Raw genomic sequence first — 21,801 nt, 5'->3', positions numbered from 1 at the left:
TTCTGTCACTCTTTACAAAGTAGTTTTACGATATATATTTTACGCTGATAATTTAATCAGTGCGAACACCGAGTAATTAATCATATCCTGGTAATTCGCTTTTACACCTTCACTCACCAACGTCTTTCCCTGGTTGTCTTCAATTTGCTTTACACGCAACAGCTTCATTAAAATTATATCGGTGATAGACGTTACACGCATCTCGCGCCACGCTTCCCCATAGTCATGATTTTTATTCTGAAGCAGATCAAACGTTTCAGTCGCAGCTTCATCGTAGAGCGGCTCAAGGTCTTCAAATTTCACATCCAGCGCAGAAGATTTTTCAAGTTTGATTTGTATCAATGCAATGATGCAATAGTTGATGATGCCTACAAATTCATCGCGGATAGGATCATCTACTTTTTGCACGCCTTTTTCCTGTATGCTGCGGATGCGTTGTGCTTTAATATAGATCTGGTCGGTAATCGATGACAGCCTCAGAATTCTCCAGGCAGTACCGTAGTCGCGCGTCTTCTTTTCAAACAGCGATTTGCAACTTGCAATTACCGCTTTGTATTCCTGGGATGTTTTTTCAATCAAGGGTATAATAATTTAGCTCGCAAACTTCTTAATTTGAACGACAATTCCATCATGACGAGCATGAAATCAACTTTCGAAAATAATTTATTTTCCACAAACAAAACACTGAACCTCCACGGACGGCTTGTAGACCTGCGCACACCTAAGGTTATGGGGATTCTGAATGTTACTCCAGATAGCTTTTATGATGGAAACCAGCATTCTACTGAAGCCGCTATCTTAGCACACGCTGAAAAAATGGTGAGGGAAGGCGCTACGTTTATTGATGTTGGCGGCTACTCCACACGACCCGGGGCTGAAGAAATTCCAGTCGCAGAAGAATTGAAAAGAGTGCTGAGCGTAATCAAAGGCATCCGTAGAAATTTCCCGGAAACGTTTATCTCGATCGATACATTTCGTAGCGAAGTGGCGCGCGCTGCCATTGAAGAAGGCGCACATCTCATCAACGATGTATCCGGAGGATCCTTGGATGAAAAAATGTTTGAAACCGTTGCCAGCTTGCGTGTGCCCTATATATTAATGCATATGCGTGGCACCCCGGCAACCATGACGCAACAAACTAACTATGAAAATCTTTTAAAAGACATCATCGATTTCTTCCATCAAAAAATTAACATGCTTCATCAGTTAGGTGTTAAAGATATAGTGGTGGATCCCGGGTTTGGTTTTGCAAAAACGGTCGATCAGAATTTTGAAATACTGAACCACCTTGAGCATTTCAAAATACTCGGCAAGCCTATCCTGGCAGGTCTCTCACGCAAGTCGATGATCTGGCGATCGCTTTCCGTTACGCCCGATGAAGCACTCAATGGAACGACATCGCTCAATACCATTGCATTATTAAAAGGAGCCGGCATACTACGCGTGCATGATGTGAAAGAAGCGATGGAAGCTGTAACCCTGACGAATAAGGTACTGGATCATAAATCCGTTTCCTCTCCGCTAACAACATATCACTAAAACCACCAGCATATAGTCCGGGCCAATTAGTTTTACTTACTTTTGTTACGGAATGATCTTTCTGTTTAAAATAGGATTTCTGGAAGTCAGCTGGGTTGATTTGATCGATATAGCACTCGTGAGTGTTCTGTTGTATCAAATCTATAAACTCATTCGAGGTAGTATCGCAGTAAATATATTCCTGGGAATACTCGCCCTATACCTGGTATACCTGATCGTGCGCGCAGCACAAATGGAATTACTCTCGACTATCCTCGGACAATTCATGGGTGTTGGCGTACTCGCAATGATCATTCTTTTTCAACCGGAGATCCGGAAATTTTTATTAGTCATAGGACGGAGTACAGAATTCCGGGAGAATATATTCAAGACGGTAGCAAACTGGCGTCATCAATATCATGATGATTTTGATATTCTACAGGTAGTAGAGGCTGTTAAAACTTTAAAGGCCACGAAGACTGGTGCACTGATTGTTTTCTCGCGCGATACAGAATTGAAATTCTACGCTCAAACCGGTGATGCACTGGATTCTGAAGTGAATAAACGTTTGCTCATTTCTATCTTCAATAAAAATTCTCCATTGCACGATGGTGCCGTTATTATTCACAAAGGACGCATACGTGCTGCACGTTGTGTGTTGCCGGTAAGCGAAAATGATCACCTCCCTCCTAACTTCGGGTTGCGTCATCGCGCAGCGGTGGGAATGTCGGAAAGTACAGATACGCTGGTGCTCGCTATTTCAGAAGAGACCGGCAGATTGATACTCGCGCGCAACGGAAAATATTTACGCGCGCTGAAACTTAAACAGGTAGAACAAAAGGTATTGGAATACCTGCGCAACGATGAACCCGGCAACTGGGAAGAAATGAAAGAGGAAGAAGAACACGAGTCTACGGAAACATCAACAACGAAAGCATAAATCTTCATACCTTCATGCCACAATATACCTGCAGGCATGAGACTCACCCTTACCACCCTACTTTTAATCGTATCGTTTTTTTCATTTTCACAATCGCTGGAGACCATCGTTCAGAAAGGTCATGAACTCGCGGTTTTTGCTATAGCAACAAGTCCGGATAGTAATTATGTAGCGACCGCGAGCAAGGATAAATCTGCTAAGCTGTGGGACCTGAGTACCGGAAGAGAAGTACGAAGTTTCCTCGGCCACGAAGCATCCGTTACAAGCCTTGAGTTTACCCGCGATGGCAAGACTTTAATCTCTGGAAGTTCCGATAAAACGGTACGGCTATGGGACGTTCTTACAGGAAAAGAACTATACTCTATTACAACACCTGACTATATTACAGATATAGCGATCGATCCGCTGATGCGCTTCTTTGTTCACGCAGGCTATAGCGACTCCGGTTATGGCGATTCCGCCACTGTATATGATTTCAAAACGCGTAAAGCAATTGCCCGGTTTTTGATCGATGCAGATAAAGGTTTGGGAAGTGGTGTTGACGTTGCGATCAGCACGGATGGCAAATGGATTGCATTTGGACAAGACAACCGCAAGGCAAGTCTCTATGAAGTCAACGGATGGAAACTCGCGAAAGATTTTGAATACGAAAAAGATGGTTTCTGTGGAGGATGCGGAACCCGTGTAATGTTTAGCCCGGACAGCAAGGCTATTTATGTTATACCACAGAACGGTAAAGGCAGGAAATATACCCTCGCAAACTTTTCACTTGAACGTGAATATATAAAGGACGATGAAGATCTGAAAGGTATAGCGATTAGTACCGATGGGAAGAGACTCGCGTTTGCCACTGAAAAAAATGTTGCCGTGTGGGACGAGACGGGTAAATCTATAGCTACGCTTCCGGCAACCGAAGGTGAGTTTCACGAAATTGCTTTTACCAACAACAGCAAGCACGTTCTTGGTACCTGTGACAACAACACCGCATTTGCATGGAATTTCCTGAAGCAGAAAAAAGATATAGTACTTACCGGTTTTTTGAATTCTAGAGACCAGGGAGGATTGAATTACGATCCTAATTTTTATTGGGAGTCGGCTATCGCGAAGTTTGTTCGGTTCAAAAACTCCATACTGATTTCAAAGGATGGGAAGACCTTGATTAAAGGCAAATTCGGCACGAAGGTAAAGCGTTGGGATATAGCCACAGGTAAAGCTGTGATGGAATATGTAGGACACAAGAAGGGGGTGTTGTGTTATGATCTTTCAAAAGACGGGCGTAAACTTCTTACCGGTGGTGGCGATGGAAAAATTATGTTATGGGATTTGCAAACCGGAGATTCACTCAAGGTAATTGAAAGTTATCGCGAGCCCATTTTTGATATACACTTCAACAGTGATGAAACCAAAGTGGTGACTTCAAGCTGGGATGCTTCCATGAAGGTTCACGACCTGGAGACAGGAAAGATGCTCACCTATTTTGACTTTCAAAGTTACTCAGCCTATAACATTTTGTTTCACCCCACAGACTTGTATCTAATTTCAGCGCGTCTGGATAATTCTTTGCAGATGTGGGAGATCGATACACGAAAAGAAGTACGGAACTTCATAGGCCACACCGATGTGATCTCATCTATACACTTGAGCAATGACCAAAAAACATTGATGAGTTCAAGTTGGGATGGAAGCATTCGCCTCTGGGATGTTGGCACCGGGTTGATGACGAAAAAACTGAAGGGGCATCGCGGAGCTATACACGTAGCGATCTATAGCACGGATAATAAGCAAATATACTCTGCGGGAGCAGACCGCATCATTCGCGTGTGGGACGTTGCGTCTTCCCAAACTATAAAAACCTTTGAAGGTCACCGTGCAGAAATAACTGCATTGCTTTTTAGCCCTGACAATAAAATGCTGATCAGCCATAGCGTTGATGGCGTTACCAAATTCTGGGACTTGGATAGTGGCAAAGAATTCTTTGAGCACATTCATATTGGAGAAAAAGACTGGATGGTAAAAAATCCGGACGGCTATTTCAACGGTACTGACGATGCGCGGAAATATATACACTTCGTGAGCGGCATGAAGACCTATTCTGTCGATCAATTTTTCAACGAGTTTTATCGCCCCGATCTACTCCCTAAAATTTTTCAGAACCGTGGCAGTGAGAAGAAAGGTATCCAGGGAAAATTAAATAACTCTCCTCCGCCAACCGTAAAAGTAGCGGTGCTTCCCGCTACGCAAGGTAAAGCGGAGCTATATATCAAGATCACCGACAATGGAGCAGGTGCTGAGAACCTGCGCCTTCTTCACAATGGAAAAAGTATCGGTATCAATCGCGGTGAATTGAAATTTCCATCTGCAAAAGGACAATCGACAACCTATAAACAAGTGATCGATCTTGTGGGCGGCCCTAATACATTTTCTGTAGTAGCGAGCAATAAAGACAATGTAGAATCAGATCAACACACCACAGAGATTTTTTCTGAGCATCCTTCAAAAAGCAGCACATGCTATATTTTATCTGTGGGAATCAATGAATATAAAAACGCCAAGCTCAACCTGAATTACGCAAAGCCTGACGCTGAATCATTCAGTAAAATAGTAGATGAGAAGAGTACACAACTTTTTAAGAATATTGAGCTTCATACCCTATACGACAACAATGCCACCCGCCAACATATACTCGACAAGCTTGATGAGTTGAGCACCAAGATTCACCAGGAGGATGTCTTTATATTCTACTATGCAGGCCACGGCAGCATGGTTGACGATAAGTTTTATTTTATACCCACAGAAAACCTGCGATTGTATGATCAATCGTCTCTACAAAAAGAAGCAATTGAAGCAAGCATTCTCCAGGACAAACTCAAGCAGATTAAAGCGTTGAAGCAACTCATTATAATGGACGCATGTCAGTCAGGCGGCTCTGTCGAGTTACTGGCAACACGAGGCGCGGGCGAAGAGAAAGCGATTGCCCAACTTTCGCGAAGTGCAGGTATACATGTGATGGCCTCTGCCGGAAGTGAGCAGTTTGCCACAGAGTTCGCAGAACTCGGGCACGGTCTATTTACATATGTGCTGCTCAAAGCACTTCGGGGCGAAGCCGATGGTGCACCAAAGGATGGCAAGGTTACTATATATGAATTGAAATCATATATAGATGATCAGGTCCCAGAGATGACGCGACAGCTAAAAGGTAAACCGCAGTATCCCTATACCTTTAGTCGAGGTCAGGATTTTCCGGTGGTCATTGAGGAGTAGAAAAAGTATGGGCGTAAGGAAAATTTTCTATTCGGAAACTTTTGTTTAACTTCTGTCGTAATTTTGTCTAGTTCAGTCCTTATTAATTGTAGTAACGATGGTAGAAGCTAGTCCCGTTAAATTTTACTTAGCCAAGTATTTCTTCCTGGCACTTACACTTATTCAGTGGACCGTTGGCGGTATAATTATCATCAACCAGGAATTTAATGCCAAGAGCTTTTTCGTGGCGATGATCTTCTTCACGATCGGGTTGATCTCTCTTTTTATATTCTCCTTCATCAATGATAAGATCAGACGCGTAGCCATTGGAAAAAACAAGATTGTCATTTTAGAAGGGCATCGCAATGTACGCTTCGAGTGGCCTGAAGTTAAATCACTGAAGATCGTTCCCTATCTCAATCTGTATAAACTCCGCGTGAAGGGAAAAAAAGGAAGCATCTATTTCTTTCCGTCCAGCAACATCGACCCTGCTTTTGGATTGCTGAGCAAAGACACTTCGAAGATGGGTGAGATTGTAGAGAAACGGAAGAAGGAATTTGGGATCAAGTAGCAGATATATACTTAGCAGAAATAAAAAACCGCGAGATGGCCGATCAGCCACTCGCGATTTTCATTATAAGGTTATTCTAATTATTTCAACACACCAAGTTCTTTTCCGACTTCAGTAAATGCCTTGATTGCTTTATCGAGGTGATGTTGATCGTGTGCTGCGGAAATTTGTACGCGAATACGTGCCTGTCCTTTTGCTACTACCGGATAGAAAAATCCTATGACATAAATTCCTTTCTCCAATAACCTGTCGGCAAACTTTTGCGCCAGAGGCGCTTCATATAGCATAATCGGAACTATAGGATGCTCGCCAGGTTTTATATCGAAACCTGCCTTGGTCATCTCAGTTCTGAAATATTTTGTGTTCTGCTCGAGCTTATCGCGTAAAGTAGTTGTCTCCGAAAGCATATTGAACACCTCTATAGATGCACCTACAATAGATGGTGCTAATGTATTGGAGAATAAATATGGACGTGAGCGCTGACGCAGCAACGCTATAATTTCTTTTCTTCCGGAAGTAAATCCACCGGATGCTCCACCCAACGCCTTGCCTAGTGTACCGGTAATGATATCAACTCTGCCCGTTACTCCACGATACTCGGGTACTCCCCTTCCTGTTTTCCCTATAAATCCTGAAGAGTGACATTCATCTGTCATTACCAGTGCTTCATATTTATCAGTTAGATCGCAGATCTTATCAAGCTGCGCGATGGTTCCGTCCATCGAGAATGCACCGTCAGTAACAACAACAATTTGTTTTGCACCGGCTGCTCTGGCATCCTGCAATTGCTTTTCGAGATCAGCCATATCATTATGTTTATAGCGGTAGCGCATGGCTTTACACAGGCGAACGCCATCGATAATGGAAGCATGATTTAATTCATCCGAAATGATTGCATCGTCTGCACCGAGCAGCGGTTCAAATACACCACCGTTGGCATCGAAAGCTGCTGCATATAAAATAGTATCTTCTGTCCCCAAAAAATCAGAGATCTTTTTTTCAAGTTCTATATGTATATCCTGTGTTCCGCAAATAAACCTCACAGACGACATTCCAAAACCATGCGTATCTATAGCTCGCTTGGCAGCTTCAATAACCCGTGGGTGTGAAGACAAGCCGAGATAATTGTTTGCACAAAAATTAATAACTTCTTTATTGTCGCTGGTTTTTATATCGGCTCCCTGAGGAGTAGTAATGATTCGCTCTCTTTTAAAAAGTCCTGCCTCACGGATACTCTGTAATTCTTGTTCTAAAACAGGTTGAATTTTTTTATACATGCTTAATCGATTTTTGGTTTTGGGGGTTTAATGACCGGACGCGGTATAGCAGGCTTTGATGCCTTCGCGGGAGGTGTAGTTTCAGCTTGGTTTACATCTGGTGGCTTTGTGTTGTCGGGTAGAGGTACCGTTGTTTCCTCAGTCGGGGTAGCCGGCTCTGCAGAAATTTGCTTGGGCTTTATTACCGGGCGCGCCATCACAGGTTTAGCGGGTGTTGGTTTCGGTGCTGGTAATACTTCCTCTTGTTTCACCTCGGTGCTGTTTACATCCGAAGTTTTTTCAGATGACGATTCCTCTGCTTTGATCGGATTATCCGACACTGGTTTAGGCTTGATAACGGGTCGCGCGATAACCGGCTTGGCCGTTGGCTTCGCGGGTGTCTTCTCTTCTATAGGAGGAGTTTGTTCAGCCGCTGGTGTATCGGAGACTATAGATGGAGGAGGTGATGGCAATTTTGGTTTCACTACCGGGCGAGCGACCACAGGTTTAGGCTTCGCGATTTCCGTGTCCGTGTTTTCATTTGCTATAGGTATATCTTTCGGCTCGGGTAGTTTTGCCTCCACATATTTTAGTACTTCCGGTAGAGCAACGATAGCCTGCAGATATTTTCTCCGGAGTGGATTTATCAGATAAAGCTTTTGTGCCGTGAAGCTGTTCGGATGAACCTGTTCAAACTCTTTCCTCCACGAATCCCAAAGCAAAGGCTCTGCTTTTTTAAAAGCATCCGAATCAATTTTTTTAGAAGATAAATACGCCTCAAAATTCACGGGTGCTAAGTTAATGTAAAACCATTCCTAACGTAAGATAGGCGATTGCTAAATTTTGGTAATTTCGCCCCGCGCATCGAAAGCTGGTTCAGGATACTCGATGAATCCAGGTCAGTTATAATGCGCATGGAAAGGAGTGATACATTACACAATTAACAATGGGCAAACAGCAAATTCTTGTTATTGGAGCGGGAGGACAATTAGGATCTGAATTAACGCAAGGTCTTTGGAATTTACATGGAAAGGAAAACGTAATTGCGACAGACATCAAAGCTCCTCAGGGAATTCTGGCAACTGGCAATTTCGAAATTCTTGATGTATTAAAAGAGGAAGCGTTTTCAGAGTTTATCCGGAAGAACAAATTCACACAGATATATCATCTTGCCGCTGTGCTCTCGGCAACCGGTGAAAAAAATCCGAAGTTCGCCTGGAACCTCAACATGAATAGTCTCATCCAGGTGCTTGACATTGCTGTTGAGTATAAAATAGAGAAAGTATACTGGCCCAGTTCCATTGCTGCATTTGGTCCTACAACTCCAAAAATTAAAACTCCGCAGGATACTGTGATGGATCCCACAACAATTTACGGGATCAGCAAGCAAGCCGGAGAGCGTTGGTGCGAATGGTACTATAAAAATCGTGGACTCGATGTAAGAAGTCTACGATACCCAGGACTGATCGGCTATAAAACAAAACCCGGTGGTGGCACTACAGACTATGCCGTTGATATTTTCTTCAAAGCCTTAACGGATAAAAAATTTGAATGCTTCCTGAAGCCCGATACATATTTACCAATGATGTATATGGATGATGCCGTGAAAGCTACAATTGACCTGATGGAAGCACCCGCTGAAAAAATTAATGAACGAGCGAGCTACAATATTTCGGCGATGAGTTTTTGTCCTTCTGAAATCGCAACGGAAATCAGAAAGCACATTCCGGAATTTGAGATAACCTATAATCCGGATTTCAGACAAGCTATTGCTGATTCATGGCCTCGCTCCATTAACGACTCCGCGGCACGCATCGACTGGGGATGGGAACCGAAATTTGACTTATCAACCATGACACAGGATATATTAAAGAATCTCCCTGCGCTTTTATAGCCTGGTATATATAGACTTCATAAAAAAAGATGGCGACCTTTCGGATCGCCATCTTTTTTTTATTCAATACTCTTATAATTATTTCTTTAGAACCCGTATCGCTTTCTGTCCTGAAGAAGTGAACAACCGTACCAGGTATGTACCGGACTTCATGCTCTGAGGTACTGTTACCGTTGAAGTCATCGCACTCAGATTTTCCTGATATATAGTATTTCCGGAAGCATCTACCAAAGCCATTCTCACTGGTATAGAAACTTCATCATTGAATTCTACTGTGAATGAATCATCAACGATGGTCGGATACAACTTAATATCCTCTTGTGTTCCAATTCCTTCTGCTACAATTACTCCGGAGTATTCAACATATCCATCAAGGTCTACACTTTTCAGACGGTAGTAATTCTTACCAGCCTTTGCAGCACCATCGAAATATGTATAGTATGAATTTACATTCAAACCACCTTTACCTTCTATTTCAGCAACAGCTTGGAAATTGAGATCGCTTCCTGCACGTTCTAATTGGAAGTAATCAAAGTTCTCTTCTGTTGTAGTAGCCCACTTCAGGTTTATACCATTAAAGGCAACACCATCAACCTTGAAATATAGCAACGTTACAGGAAGAGGAGCCAGCGGGCTGCCTGCCAACGCAGCTACCCAATCGTAAAACGGTTTGTCTTGTGCTTTCATAATGGCAACGCTTTGTTTCGTCTGACCTTGAACGGAAGAACCTCCACCGTTCAATGTTATATCACCATCACCATAAAATCCATATGGTATACCTGTGTTACCGTTATTGATCGTACTGCCACCACCGTTAAACGTTATATCTCCATCAATATATACTTGACCACCACTATTAATCGTAAAGAGCGTTCCTCCACCCGTTGCTCTTACGTCACCAAATACTGCCAGACGTCCGTTTTTGTTAATCGTGATATCACCACTTCCCTGCGATCTCAAATCTTGCTTGATAACCATATCGGCATAAGGAGGAGGATTTACATTCGTACCAATTATTAAGTTTTCGTTACTTCCCACAGTAACAGTACCATCAACATACGTTTGGCCACCTGGATTCACATATAGTTTGCCTGAAGAAGGCAAGTCCATAGTGCCCTTCACTCTTAATATACCCGTGTTCGTTGTTACAGAGTTTCCCGATCCTGTAGAAACAAAATTGCCATTTACCTGAATTGTTCCCGTACTTAAATTATTCAGCGCTCCACCTTCCGATACATTTCCGGCAACCGTTATAGAACCGCTGTTGTTCAAAATTGCATCACTGTTATCATTAATATTCAACGTACCTACTGTTACGTTTACGCCCGATTGAAAAGTAACGGTACTGCTATAGTTTATCGTAAGCTTCCCGGTAACAATCAAACTTCCGGAAGTCATATTAAGATCTGTATCATTCAGTGTAAGGTCGCCATAGATAACAATGTTACCACTTGGTACATTGAACGTAGTTTGTGTGAGTGTTAAGTTGTTGGCGTTTGAAGAAGTGCCGCTGGTAAAAGACTTCGCGTTATTCAATGTGATTAGAGAGAATCCATTGATCGAAGTAGTGGAATTGGTAAGTGTTACGTTACCATAAATATTCGCCACGTTCGAAGCCCAATCACCAGGAACAGATGATCCTACCCAAGTAGATCCAGTTGCCCAGTTACCACCTGTGGTGGTCGTGTTGAAGGTAGCCGCATAAATAGTATGCGTTACCAACAAAAGAAGAAGCAATCCAAAACTCTTATTCATAATATCTTTGTCTCTTTGTAAAACCTCAATAAGTTGCACTCAACTTATTCACATCTTATGTCACCCATTAAAACACACAATACTTCTGGAACACTGATCGTAACGGTGTCACGACCAGATGCAATGAATGCACTAAATGTCGAAGTAATTGATGGGCTACACGAAGTTATACAAGAAACCTACCACAATGATGGCACAACAGGAATTATAATTACGGGAGATGGTGATAAGGCCTTCATTGCAGGGGCAGATATTAAACAACTTTCCACTCTAAATAGAGTAGAATCGTTGGAATTATCACGAAAAGGCCAACAATTATTCAAGTTAATCGAAGATTTTCCAAAGCCGGTGCTTGCTGCCGTAAACGGTTTCGCTTTAGGTGGGGGATGTGAACTTGCCATGGCATGCCACATGCGTTTGGCAACGGAATATTCCAAATTTGGACAACCGGAAATCAACCTGGGAATAATCCCGGGATATGGAGGTACTCAAAGACTACCGCAATTGGTGGGTAGAGGCAAGGCCCTCGAGCTCATTTTGACCGGAGACATGATTACCGCCCAAGAGGCAAAATCCATCGGATTGGTTAATCATGTTGTTTCAACAAAAGAAGAATTAATGGAGTTGGCCTTAAAGATCATGTCAAAAATTGCCACAAAAGGAGCTGTTGCTGTCGCCAATGTTATTAAAAGTGTGAACGCAGGATATAGCTTTGAGACGACCGGCTACACAGCGGAAGCCGAACTTTTCGCCGACTGTACTACTACGAGTGATTTTAGAGAAGGCACTTCTGCCTTTATTGAAAAAAGAAAACCAAACTTTACAGGACGTTGATCGTTAGCGAAAGCTCGTTATTCGATATACTACTAGCAGCGAATAACGGAAACTATTCAGAGAAAGCATGAGTAAGATAAAGCGTTTAGCAGGCGAGACTGTTCTTTATGGGTTGGGAAGCATATTGCCACGTTTCCTTAATTTTTTATTGGTTCGTCTTCATACAGGTGTATTTGCACCAGACGCGTATGGGGTTATCACCAAGCTCTTCGCTTACTCCGCGGTGATCAATATAATCTTCATGTTTGGAATGGAAACCGCTTACTTCCGATTTGCCAACAAAGAAGGAGTTGACGAGAAAAAAATATTCAACATTGCACAAACGATAGTCATCTCTATCAGTGCTGCACTTACACTGATCTTCATTGTATTTGCAGCACCTATAGCAGATATGCTTTCCATTCCCGGCAAGTCAGACTACGTGATCTGGCTGGCATTTATACTTTTTATTGACTCGCTGGTTGCCATACCGTTTGCGCGCCTTCGCCTTCAGAAACGAGCTATCAAATTTGTTATTGGTAAGCTTGCAAACATCCTTATTCTTGTAGGGCTAAATATATACTTCCTATATATAGCATTCGACCCCGCGCGTGGTGTTGGCTTTGTCGTGTTGGCAAACCTGATTGCGAATGCTTTTTACCTGGTGTTCTTTTCACGCACACTGCTACAATGGAGGCCGGAGTTTGATCGATCCATGTTCAGGACGATGATCCAATACTCCTACCCGATCATGCTCATGGGCCTTGCAGGCATGACGAATGAAATGTTTTCGCGCCTTACCCTGGAGTGGTGGCTCCCTAAGAATTTTTATCCAGGACAAAGCTCCGAGTATGCACTCGGTATATTTGGTGCCTGCTACAAGTTTGCCATTCTTATGAATCTGGCCATACAAGCATTCCGGTATGCAGCAGAACCTTTCTTCTTCTCAAATGCTTCCGACAAAAATTCGCCACAGCTTTTTGCCAGAGTAAATCATTACTTCATAATTGTTTGCTGCCTACTGCTATTAACGGTCAGTATTAATCTCGATATCCTGAAGCATTTTCTAAAACGTCCTGAATATTGGGAAGGACTTAACATTGTACCGGTCCTTCTGCTTGGATATTTATTTCTGGGGGTATACTATAATTTATCGGCTTGGTTCAAGCTTACAGACAAGACTTATTATGGAACACTGATAACTATTACAGGAGCAGTTATTACGATTGCGGCCAATTATATTCTCATTCCTATTGCCGGATACATGGGAAGCAGTTGGGCTACTTTTATATGTTACTTCTGGATGATGGCGATGTGTTATATACTCGGACAAAAATTCTATCCTATACCCTATAAAGTTATCAGCGGGCTGGCATACATTTTTATTACGATCGCGATAGTCTATTTAGTAAAATCAATAACTATAGAGAACCAATGGATCGCTACAAGCTTTCACGCATTTGTTATCGTACTTTATATAATCATCATTTTTTTAGTGGAAAGAAAATCATTCAGACAAGCCTTACGTTGATTTTTCATTATTTTGCCACAAGATTATTTGCCGAAACAATTTCTCGCTAATAAACTGTAACCCAATCAATCTGTTATGAACATCATTATACCTATGGCGGGCTTAGGCAAACGTCTGCGTCCGCATACACTCACAGTTCCAAAACCATTATTACCGATAGCAGGCAAACCCATTGTTCATCGATTGGTAGAAGACATCGCTAAAGTTTGTCCGGAGAAAATTGATAATATCGGTTTCATCATTCATCCAAGCTTTGGAAAAGAAGTAGAAGAAAATCTGAAAGCAATAGCAAAAGAAGTTGGTGCTGTTGGTAAGATCTACTATCAGGAAAGCGCACTTGGAATTTCACATGCACTGCTTTTTGCTAAAGAACTTTTCAAGGGAAAAATTATTGTCGCATTCGCGGATACATTATTTAAAGCCGAGTTTAAACTTGACACCACAAAAGACGGAATCATTTGGGTGCAACGTGTGGAAGATCCTTCTCAATTTGGCGTAGTGAAGCTGAATGAGAATAAGGAAATTATAGACCTCGTTGAAAAGCCTTCGTCATTTGTTTCTGATCTCGCCATCATTGGTATTTATTTCTTTAAAGAAGGCGAATCACTTGCTGGTGAGATGCAACATCTCATCGATAATGATATCAAAGAAAAAGGAGAGTATCAGTTCACTTCAGCGTTACAAGGTTTGCAGAAGAAGGGTGCTAAACTCATGACTGGTCAGGTAACAGAGTGGCTTGACTGCGGCAACAAAAACGTGACAGTTCAAACCAACGGACGCTACCTGGAATTTATAAAAGACCAAAAACTTATATCCGATAAAGCGAAGATCATTAACTCCGTTGTTATTCCTCCTTGTTTTATTGGAGCAGGAGTTGTGATTGAAAATTCAGTGGTTGGCCCACATGTCTCCGTTGGTGAAAATTCACGTATTACCGACAGTCGGATTACAAGCTCCATCATACAGAAAGATGCAACGGTTACAAGAGCCTTGCTTGATAACAGCATGTTAGGGAATTTCGCTATTTTTGAAGGCTCAACACTGGATTTAAGTGTGGGCGACTTCAATTCTATAGCGTGAGCTCAAGGAAAACGAATATTACCATTCACATCATCCTGTTATTGATACTGCTTGTACCAATGACCGGGCATGGCCAGCGAAAAAAGAAACCTCAGGATGAACCTCAGGCTTCGGGCATCAAGCTCCGTGAAGCAGAGTTTTATTTTACTGAAGGCGAGAAGTTCTTCATCCTGGAAGACTATGCAAAAGCATTGCTATACTATCAGCGCACATTGGAGATTACTCCAGAGAATGCAACCGTACATTATAAGATTGCCGAAGTATTAGCACGCAGCAATCGACAAGAAGATTTACAGAAGGCCGCTCTTAGTATAGAGAATGCATTAAAACTTGAGAGACAGAACAAATACTTTTATTTACTGGCTGCCAACATTTATAATAGCCTTACAAAATTCGATAAGGCTGCAGAAATTTATGAAACCCTTATCAGGGAAGTAAAAGGCAGTGAGGAATATCTGTACGAGCTCGCTGCAGTATATCAATATGCCGGTAAACCAGATGAAGCTATAAAGACTTATAACCGTGCAGAAAGTATACTGGGCATCAACGATATATCTTCTATACAAAAGCAGCGGTTATATCTCGAGCAAGGCAAGAGCAAAGAAGCTATAGCAGAAGGTGAAAAACTGATCAACGCATTTCCGGACGAAGAGCGTTATGTTATGGGCTTTGCTGAAGTGCTTTCGCAGAATGGATTTCGCAATGACGCTGTGCGGTACCTCGATAAATTTGTACAGCAAAATCCGGAAGCCGGCAATGCAAAAATGCTCTTGGCCGGTTTATATAGAGAAACACAGCAGGAAGAAAAAAGCAGACCGTTATTATTGGAATTGTTCGATGATCCTTCGGTAGAACTTACCAGCAAACTCATTATGCTGGGCACCTACAATACTGAACTCGCACAACGCAAAGCAAAGAATACAACGGATCAAAACCTGCAGGATTTCGTTCTCTCTCTATATCAAAAGCTCGAAAAAAATCACGGCAACGATCCACGTGTTCACATTGTAGGTGGTGATCTATACCTTTCCGTTGAAAAAAATCGTGAAGCTCAACAAGAATATGAAAAGGCTATCGACCTTGGTGATGTAAACTTCGAAGTATGGAAGAATCTTCTATACCTTGAAACGCAAGCTGGCCAATGGGACAATGTTATAAGACATGCCGATGAAGCACTGGAGTATTTTCCAAACCAGGGCATGCTTCATTACTTTAATGGCTATGCACATTTCCGTAAACGGAACTATGCCGAAGCGATTGTTTCGCTCGACCAGGCAAAGCGGTTGTCATCTTCCAATACATCGATCGTTGGTGAGATCAACAGCATGTTGGGTGATGCTTACAACGCGAATAAAGATTACGATAAATCTGACAAGGCGTATGAAGAAGCACTTTTAATCAACCCTGATAACAGTGCAGTGCTGAATAATTATAGCTATTACCTGGCCTTGCGCAAAGTTAATCTTGAGAAGGCAGAGAAAATGTCAGCGCACTTGGTCAAAAATAATCCTGACAATCCAACGTTCCTTGATACTTATGCCTGGGTATTATTCACACGTGAAAAATATAAAGAAGCGCGCAAGACAATCGAACGCGCCATTAGTACAGGCAAGGCAACAGCAACTCATTTTGAACATTATGGCGATATTCTTTTTAAGCTGGGTGATGTAAATGGAGCCGTGCAGCAATGGGAAAAAGCACGCGGCCTGAATGCTAACAGTGAAGTCTTAAACAAGAAAATCGCGAACCGGAAAATCTATGAATAAAAGTCTAAGGTTTTTGCTAATCGGTTTATCCATCCTAACGATGGCGTGCAGCAAAAAAATTACCACCACCGCCACTACTCCAACGATAACTCCGTCACGGCCAACGTTGGCTATAGAAGAAATTGACTTTGAATATTTTCAAGGGAAAGCCCGGATGGTGTTACGCGATGCTAAAAAAGAGCGCGAAGTGAAAGCCAACATCCGCGTGAGAAAAGACAGCGTGATCTGGATGACTTTTTCAGTTATCGGTGTGCAGGGTGGCAAGGCGTTGATCAATAAAGATTCTATTACCGTGGTGAGCAATGTCGATAAAGAGTACTACGTATTTGAATACGCTGAACTCTCGAAGCGGTATAATTTTCCAATCGACTACAACGTGATCCAGGATGCATTACTCGGTAATCTTATTCACGACAAAAAAGAAGAAGACAGTATCATACAGGAATCATCAGTCTTTGTTTTAAAACAACAATCCGGTACTGTGAGCGTTGCTAATTTCATAAATGCTGCCAGCATGAAGATTGAGAAAGTGGAGATGAAGGAATCGAATACCAGCAATTCGCTCACTATAAATTACTCCAACTTCCAACCTGTTGGCGAAAAAGTATTTCCATACAACGGCACAATCAACCTGTTTTATAAAGCAGTAAGCGGCTTACTGAATACAACCATTATCTTTGAGTACAACAAAGCTGAAGTAGGTGACAAAGAACTCAAGTTCCCGTTCAACATTCCGAAACGTTATGAGCGCAGGTAAGCTTGCTGTAGTATATATTCTTGTCACTATATGTTGCTTTCAGGCTTCCGCACAGAAATCTAAAAATCAGCTTCAAAAAGAGAAGCAACAGAATCTTGAAAAAATAAAAGAGACCGAAAAGATCCTTTCGGAGACTTCCACCAAAAAGAAGAACTCTCTTGGAGAATTGAATGCTGTTAAACAACGCATTCACGAACAGGAACAGTTGGTAAATTCTATTAAAGGCGAAGTAAGAATTCTTGATTCGGAGATCGGAGAAAACAACGATATCATCCGCGCCCTGGAAGATGATCTGCGGAAGCTGAAAAAAGAATACGCAGCCATGCTCTTCGCAGCACAGAAAGCAAACAACAGCACAACACGTTTAACATTTTTATTTTCGGCAGAATCGTTTGATCAGTTGATCATGCGTCTGCGCTATATGGAGCAATATTCTGAAACAAGAAAACTTCAGGGTGAGCAAATAGAAAAAGTAGCCGAAACGCTGGGTGGACATGTTCGTGAGATTGAAGTTCGAAGAACAGAGAAGAATACACTTCTCTCGGAAGAAGAGAAGGAAAACGAAAATCTTGACAACCTCCGTAAGAAGCAAAACACAATTGTTAAGTCGCTGGAGAAGGAAGAAAAGAAGTTGAAGAAAGATCTGGATGCTACCAAGAAAGCAGTAGCCCAGCTTGATAAACTCATCGAAGACATTATTCGCGAAGAGATGGAACGCGCTTCACGTTCTTCAAAGAAAACAACAGAAGCCGTTGTAGCATTATCATCTTCATTCGAGCAGAACAAAAATAAATTTCCGTGGCCGGTATCTTCCGGTTTCGTTTCACAGAAATTTGGCAGACAAAATCACCCTGTATTAAAAGGTATTATTATCAACAACAATGGCGTTAACATCCAGACCAAAGAAGATGAAAAAGTAAAATGCATTTTCGAAGGAGAGGTTAGTCGTATCGCTTTTATACAAACAATGGGCAACACTGTAATTATAAAACACGGTGATTACCTCACAGTATATGCAGGACTCAAAGAAGTTTTTGTCCGCTCCGGTCAAAAAGTAAATACCAATCAAGATATAGGCAGAATATTCTCTAACTCAGAAGGTGTATCGGAATTACGGTTTCAGATTTTCAAAAATACGACAGCACTCGACCCTCAGACATGGTTAAAAAACATGTGATCTATATACATTAGCAACGCTGTAGTATTGATTGACCGTGTAATTATGATTAATGGTGCTCTTGATCTGAAACCTTCTAAAAACACCTTTTTAAGCATCAGGAACGATTTTTTTATACGCATTAGATGGATGTTAGATTTTCAAATCGTCCATGTAGTAATCCGTGTTAAAATTCAAAAAATTCAACACAAAACTCGCATACGAGTTTCTATAGCAACACTTCAAAGGGAATGCTCCCCTTATACCCTGTACACCTTCGTTTGATCGTACCGTTTTTTGCCCTACTTTTGTATTCGATTAAATCATAAAGCAATGAACGCTACATTATTGTTTCTCAGTGGGGTTGGTTTCCAAGAAATTCTACTCATTGGTCTTTTCGTTCTCGTATTCTTTGGTGCTAAAAAAATCCCTGAATTCATGAAAGGTTTAGGTAAAGGCGTTAAAGAATTTAAAGACGCTGTTAAAGACGTAAAGAAAGAAGTTGAGGACGCTGGTACAACCAGTAAAATTGAAGACGGTAAATAGTGTTGAAAACGTACGCTACATTTCGCGAAATACAGAACGATCTGCAGCAAGGCACTATTTCTTGCGAGGCATTGGTTCAACATCACCTCAGCAACATCAAGAAGAAGGCGCATCTTAACGCATTTTTAAGTGTGTATGAGAAAGAAGCGCTCGAACGTGCTCTTGCAATCGACAAAAAAATAAAGGAAGGTAAAGCAGGAAAATTAGCCGGACTCATCGTTGGGTTAAAAGATGTTTTAGCTTACAAAGATCATCCCTTGCAAGCGAGTAGTCGCGTGCTGGATGGTTTCGTTTCTCAATTTAATGCTACTGCTGTTCAGCGCTTGCTGGACGAAGACGCAATCATTATCGGCCGCCAGAATTGTGATGAATTTGCAATGGGTTCTTCCAATGAAAATTCAGCATTCGGCCCCGTTCTAAACGATGCCGATAATACGCGTGTACCCGGAGGATCTTCGGGAGGTTCTGCAGTAGCCGTTCAGGCAGATATGTGCCAGGTTTCACTTGGCTCGGATACAGGAGGCTCTGTTCGCCAGCCCGCTGCGTTCTGCGGATTGGTAGGATTGAAACCTACTTATTCACGTATCTCCAGATTTGGATTAGTAGCTTACGGATCATCATTTGATTGTATAGGAATTTTCGGAAAGTCTGTTGAAGATGTAGCCTTGGTACTGGAAGTAATTGCAGGAGCCGATGATGCAGACAGTACTGTATCGCAGCAACCCGTTCCCTCCTATACCAAAGAATTATCTCAGTCAACTAACAAGGCATACAAAGTAGCGTATGTGCGTGAGATCGATTCATCCGAAGGATTACAACCTGAAATTCGCGATGCTATAAAAGCAAAGCTTGATGAGATCAGAGTAGCAGGACACTCGGTAGACGTTATCGATTTTCCATTACAGGAATATGTATTGCCAACATACTATATATTGGCAACTGCAGAAGCCAGCTCGAATCTCTCTCGTTACGATGGTGTTCGCTATGGATACAGAAGTTCTGAAGTCACTGATCTGAATTCTCTATATAAAAAGAGTCGTTCCGAAGGTTTTGGAAAAGAAGTACAGAAAAGAATTTTGTTAGGAACATTTGTGTTAAGCGCTAGTTACTACGATGCGTATTATACAAAGGCTCAAAAGGTGAGACGCATCATTCGCGAGAAGACAAAAGAAATTCTGAATAAATATGATTTTATCGTGATGCCCATTACCCCGACTACAGCATTCAAGCTTGGGGAGCATACCGATAATCCACTGGAAATGTACTTGGCGGATTTATTTTCCGTTCAAGCTAATGTAGCAGGTGTACCAGCGATTGCTATTCCCTGCGGAAACGACAAACAAGGATTGCCCATCGGACTGCAAATTATTGCGGATGATTTTGAAGAATCAAAACTTTTACATTTTTCAAACGCATTATTAACCCATGAACTGAAATGAGAAAACAATTTCTCTTAGCAGCTTTCATCACTTTTTCAACTTTATCGTATGGTCAGATTGCAGCACAGCAACCTGATTCAGTAGTGGTGGATTCTCTTGAAGTAGCAACGGCAGAAGAAGAAATGCTGTACAAAGAAGATACAGTAGACTTCGTGTACTTTGCCCTGCCAACCGAACTTGAATATATACCGGGTGATGATGATCCTGCTATTGTACAGGACCGCCTGGTTTGTATCCAGAAGAAAATCCCGTTGCACTACAACGACCGGATCCATGCCTTCATCAATTACTTTACGGTGAAAGACCGTGAGTATACCAAGATGATCATGCGCAGGAAGAATCTTTACTTCCCCATCTTCGAAAAGTATCTGGCGAAATACGGTTTGCCTGATGAGTTAAAATATCTTTCAATTATTGAATCCGGATTGAACCCGCGCGCCATTTCACGTGCACGTGCTGTTGGTCTTTGGCAGTTTATGTCTGCAACCGGTAAATACTATAAATTAGATAATGACTGGTTTATTGACGAGCGTATGGACCCTGAGAAATCTACAGAGTCTGCTTGCCGTTACCTACGCGATCTATATAACATGTTCAACGACTGGGAACTTGCATTGGCTGCGTACAACACGGGCCCGGGCAATGTGAAGCGTGCAATTCGCAAGTCAGGATATAAGCGTTCTTTTTGGGAGATCTATCCAAACCTGCCCAGAGAAACACGTTCATACGTGCCACAGTTTGTAGCCATCACCTATACCATGAACTATCTCGATGAGCATAACTTCTATAACGAAGGCGAAGAAATGCTGGTAACATCGGATACACTACACGTTAAGAATTACCTTCACTTCGAAACATTCGCGAATCTTACCAACGCGTGCCTTGAAGACCTGCAACGCCTGAATCCTTCTATACAGCATAATGCATTGCCGCAAAGCAATAAACATTATGTACTATATGTACCGAAAGAATCTAAAGAACTGCTGGCTTTAAACCGCCTGGCCATTCTGGATTCCGCTTCTAAAGTTGGAAGAAACGAGCTGCAGGTATTGGCGAAGAAAAGCGAAGGAAGTATATATGGACGTGACCGTATGGTATATAAAGTACGAAGCGGTGATGTATTGGGTTCTATCGCGATGCGCCACGGTGTACGTGTAAACGACCTGAAGAAGTGGAACAACATGCGCAGCAATACGATTCGTGTAGGCCAGCGGCTAAACATCTGGCTGAGACAAAGCTCAGCTTCGTCAACATCAGTAGTGGCTTCTGCAAAAACAAATTCCAACCCTATACCTGTGCCAAATTCAAAGACTTACACGGTACAACCTGGTGATACACTCTGGAACATTTCCAGAAAGTTCGAAGGGCTGACTATTGAAAAAATCAAATCCTTGAATAAACTTGACAATACGAAATTACAGCCTGGTCAGAAACTTATAATCGGTATATAGTTACTTGACATACAATACATAAAAAAAGCAGCCAGAAAATCTGGCTGCTTTTTTTATTACCTGCTTTTACGATTCTATTAAATCACGG

The 21,801-nt window shown here is 42.0% G+C and carries 18 protein-coding genes; 14 read left to right on the top strand and 4 right to left on the bottom strand.

From position 1 onward, the window contains the following. Positions 1-39: 39 nt before the first annotated feature. Positions 40-579, bottom strand: coding sequence for a DUF1599 domain-containing protein (locus tag B5Y40_RS00760; RefSeq protein ID WP_079684806.1), 540 nt, complete (start codon positions 577-579; stop codon positions 40-42). Between the two features lie 60 nt (positions 580-639). Between B5Y40_RS00760 and folP the strand changes: the two genes are divergently transcribed. From folP to B5Y40_RS00740, 4 genes are all read left to right on the top strand, one after another. Continuing rightward, positions 640-1,539: a dihydropteroate synthase gene (gene folP, locus B5Y40_RS00755; protein WP_079684805.1), complete on the top strand. Its 900-nt coding sequence runs from the start codon at positions 640-642 to the stop codon at positions 1,537-1,539. A gap of 52 nt (positions 1,540-1,591) precedes the next feature. Further along, positions 1,592-2,458, top strand: a complete 867-nt coding sequence (cdaA, locus tag B5Y40_RS00750; protein ID WP_079684804.1) for a diadenylate cyclase CdaA — start codon at positions 1,592-1,594, stop codon at positions 2,456-2,458. A 36-nt stretch (positions 2,459-2,494) separates the two neighbouring features. Then, a complete protein-coding gene (locus B5Y40_RS00745; protein ID WP_079684803.1) occupies positions 2,495-5,719 on the top strand; it encodes a caspase family protein in 3,225 nt (1,074 codons plus the stop codon). Between the two features lie 97 nt (positions 5,720-5,816). After that, on the top strand, positions 5,817-6,269 hold the full coding sequence (locus B5Y40_RS00740) for a hypothetical protein (protein WP_079684802.1): 453 nt from the start codon (positions 5,817-5,819) through the stop codon (positions 6,267-6,269). Between the two features lie 80 nt (positions 6,270-6,349). Here the strand turns inward: B5Y40_RS00740 and kbl are convergent, their stop codons facing one another. Both kbl and B5Y40_RS00730 read right to left on the bottom strand, forming a co-directional pair. Next, the gene (gene kbl, locus B5Y40_RS00735) at positions 6,350-7,546 is read right to left on the bottom strand and encodes a glycine C-acetyltransferase (RefSeq protein WP_079684801.1); all 1,197 of its coding nucleotides are present in this window, start codon (positions 7,544-7,546) and stop codon (positions 6,350-6,352) included. Between the two features lie 2 nt (positions 7,547-7,548). Beyond that, the gene (locus B5Y40_RS00730) at positions 7,549-8,313 is read right to left on the bottom strand and encodes a hypothetical protein (RefSeq protein ID WP_079684800.1); all 765 of its coding nucleotides are present in this window, start codon (positions 8,311-8,313) and stop codon (positions 7,549-7,551) included. 158 nt (positions 8,314-8,471) lie between these two features. On the opposite strand from B5Y40_RS00730, the gene B5Y40_RS00725 reads away from it, so the two are divergent. After that, positions 8,472-9,419 carry an NAD-dependent epimerase/dehydratase family protein gene (locus B5Y40_RS00725; RefSeq protein ID WP_079684799.1) on the top strand — a complete coding sequence of 316 codons (948 nt, stop codon included), beginning with the start codon at positions 8,472-8,474 and terminating at the stop codon, positions 9,417-9,419. Between the two features lie 78 nt (positions 9,420-9,497). Here the strand turns inward: B5Y40_RS00725 and B5Y40_RS00720 are convergent, their stop codons facing one another. Then, on the bottom strand, positions 9,498-11,174 hold the full coding sequence (locus B5Y40_RS00720; protein WP_079684798.1) for a T9SS type A sorting domain-containing protein: 1,677 nt from the start codon (positions 11,172-11,174) through the stop codon (positions 9,498-9,500). A gap of 57 nt (positions 11,175-11,231) precedes the next feature. Between B5Y40_RS00720 and B5Y40_RS00715 the strand changes: the two genes are divergently transcribed. The 9 genes from B5Y40_RS00715 to B5Y40_RS00675 all read left to right on the top strand — a co-directional run bounded on the left by B5Y40_RS00715 (position 11,232) and on the right by B5Y40_RS00675 (position 21,713). Beyond that, positions 11,232-12,008, top strand: coding sequence for an enoyl-CoA hydratase-related protein (locus tag B5Y40_RS00715; RefSeq protein WP_079684797.1), 777 nt, complete (start codon positions 11,232-11,234; stop codon positions 12,006-12,008). A 67-nt stretch (positions 12,009-12,075) separates the two neighbouring features. Then, a complete protein-coding gene (locus tag B5Y40_RS00710; RefSeq protein WP_079684796.1) occupies positions 12,076-13,518 on the top strand; it encodes a lipopolysaccharide biosynthesis protein in 1,443 nt (480 codons plus the stop codon). Between the two features lie 75 nt (positions 13,519-13,593). After that, positions 13,594-14,598, top strand: coding sequence for a sugar nucleotidyltransferase (locus tag B5Y40_RS00705; RefSeq protein ID WP_079684795.1), 1,005 nt, complete (start codon positions 13,594-13,596; stop codon positions 14,596-14,598). After that, the gene (locus tag B5Y40_RS00700) at positions 14,595-16,364 is read left to right on the top strand and encodes a tetratricopeptide repeat protein (protein ID WP_079684794.1); all 1,770 of its coding nucleotides are present in this window, start codon (positions 14,595-14,597) and stop codon (positions 16,362-16,364) included. The genes B5Y40_RS00705 and B5Y40_RS00700 overlap by 4 nt, the downstream gene beginning before the upstream one ends. After that, positions 16,357-17,121: a lipoprotein insertase outer membrane protein LolB1 gene (locus B5Y40_RS00695; RefSeq protein WP_079684793.1), complete on the top strand. Its 765-nt coding sequence runs from the start codon at positions 16,357-16,359 to the stop codon at positions 17,119-17,121. Before B5Y40_RS00700 ends, B5Y40_RS00695 begins: the two co-directional genes overlap by 8 nt. Further along, positions 17,108-18,298, top strand: coding sequence for a murein hydrolase activator EnvC family protein (locus B5Y40_RS00690; protein WP_079684792.1), 1,191 nt, complete (start codon positions 17,108-17,110; stop codon positions 18,296-18,298). Before B5Y40_RS00695 ends, B5Y40_RS00690 begins: the two co-directional genes overlap by 14 nt. A 312-nt stretch (positions 18,299-18,610) precedes the next feature. Continuing rightward, positions 18,611-18,823, top strand: coding sequence for a Sec-independent protein translocase subunit TatA/TatB (locus B5Y40_RS00685; RefSeq protein WP_079684791.1), 213 nt, complete (start codon positions 18,611-18,613; stop codon positions 18,821-18,823). Between the two features lie 2 nt (positions 18,824-18,825). Further along, positions 18,826-20,262: an Asp-tRNA(Asn)/Glu-tRNA(Gln) amidotransferase subunit GatA gene (gene gatA, locus B5Y40_RS00680; RefSeq protein WP_079687034.1), complete on the top strand. Its 1,437-nt coding sequence runs from the start codon at positions 18,826-18,828 to the stop codon at positions 20,260-20,262. Next, positions 20,259-21,713: a lytic transglycosylase domain-containing protein gene (locus tag B5Y40_RS00675; protein WP_245840449.1), complete on the top strand. Its 1,455-nt coding sequence runs from the start codon at positions 20,259-20,261 to the stop codon at positions 21,711-21,713. Before gatA ends, B5Y40_RS00675 begins: the two co-directional genes overlap by 4 nt. The last annotated feature ends 88 nt before the right edge of the window (positions 21,714-21,801 follow it).

It is taken from the genome of Ohtaekwangia koreensis (genome assembly GCF_900167975.1).
GTDB lineage: Bacteria > Bacteroidota > Bacteroidia > Cytophagales > Cyclobacteriaceae > Ohtaekwangia > Ohtaekwangia koreensis.
Note: the sequence above shows the minus strand (reverse complement) of the source record. Positions and strands in the feature narration are given on the sequence as shown.

Bases quoted from the DNA above. Each gene is read 5' to 3' on its own strand.
- B5Y40_RS00715 (WP_079684797.1), top strand. From the start codon at position 11,232: ATGTCACCCATTAAAACACACAATACTTCTGGAACACTGATCGTAACG.
- B5Y40_RS00720 (WP_079684798.1), bottom strand. From the start codon at position 11,174: ATGAATAAGAGTTTTGGATTGCTTCTTCTTTTGTTGGTAACGCATACT.
- B5Y40_RS00685 (WP_079684791.1), top strand. From the start codon at position 18,611: ATGAACGCTACATTATTGTTTCTCAGTGGGGTTGGTTTCCAAGAAATT.
- B5Y40_RS00690 (WP_079684792.1), top strand. From the start codon at position 17,108: ATGAGCGCAGGTAAGCTTGCTGTAGTATATATTCTTGTCACTATATGT.
- B5Y40_RS00745 (WP_079684803.1), top strand. From the start codon at position 2,495: ATGAGACTCACCCTTACCACCCTACTTTTAATCGTATCGTTTTTTTCA.
- B5Y40_RS00710 (WP_079684796.1), top strand. From the start codon at position 12,076: ATGAGTAAGATAAAGCGTTTAGCAGGCGAGACTGTTCTTTATGGGTTG.
- B5Y40_RS00695 (WP_079684793.1), top strand. From the start codon at position 16,357: ATGAATAAAAGTCTAAGGTTTTTGCTAATCGGTTTATCCATCCTAACG.
- cdaA (WP_079684804.1), top strand. From the start codon at position 1,592: ATGATCTTTCTGTTTAAAATAGGATTTCTGGAAGTCAGCTGGGTTGAT.
- B5Y40_RS00740 (WP_079684802.1), top strand. From the start codon at position 5,817: ATGGTAGAAGCTAGTCCCGTTAAATTTTACTTAGCCAAGTATTTCTTC.
- folP (WP_079684805.1), top strand. From the start codon at position 640: ATGAAATCAACTTTCGAAAATAATTTATTTTCCACAAACAAAACACTG.
- B5Y40_RS00675 (WP_245840449.1), top strand. From the start codon at position 20,259: ATGAGAAAACAATTTCTCTTAGCAGCTTTCATCACTTTTTCAACTTTA.
- B5Y40_RS00705 (WP_079684795.1), top strand. From the start codon at position 13,594: ATGAACATCATTATACCTATGGCGGGCTTAGGCAAACGTCTGCGTCCG.
- kbl (WP_079684801.1), bottom strand. From the start codon at position 7,546: ATGTATAAAAAAATTCAACCTGTTTTAGAACAAGAATTACAGAGTATC.
- B5Y40_RS00725 (WP_079684799.1), top strand. From the start codon at position 8,472: ATGGGCAAACAGCAAATTCTTGTTATTGGAGCGGGAGGACAATTAGGA.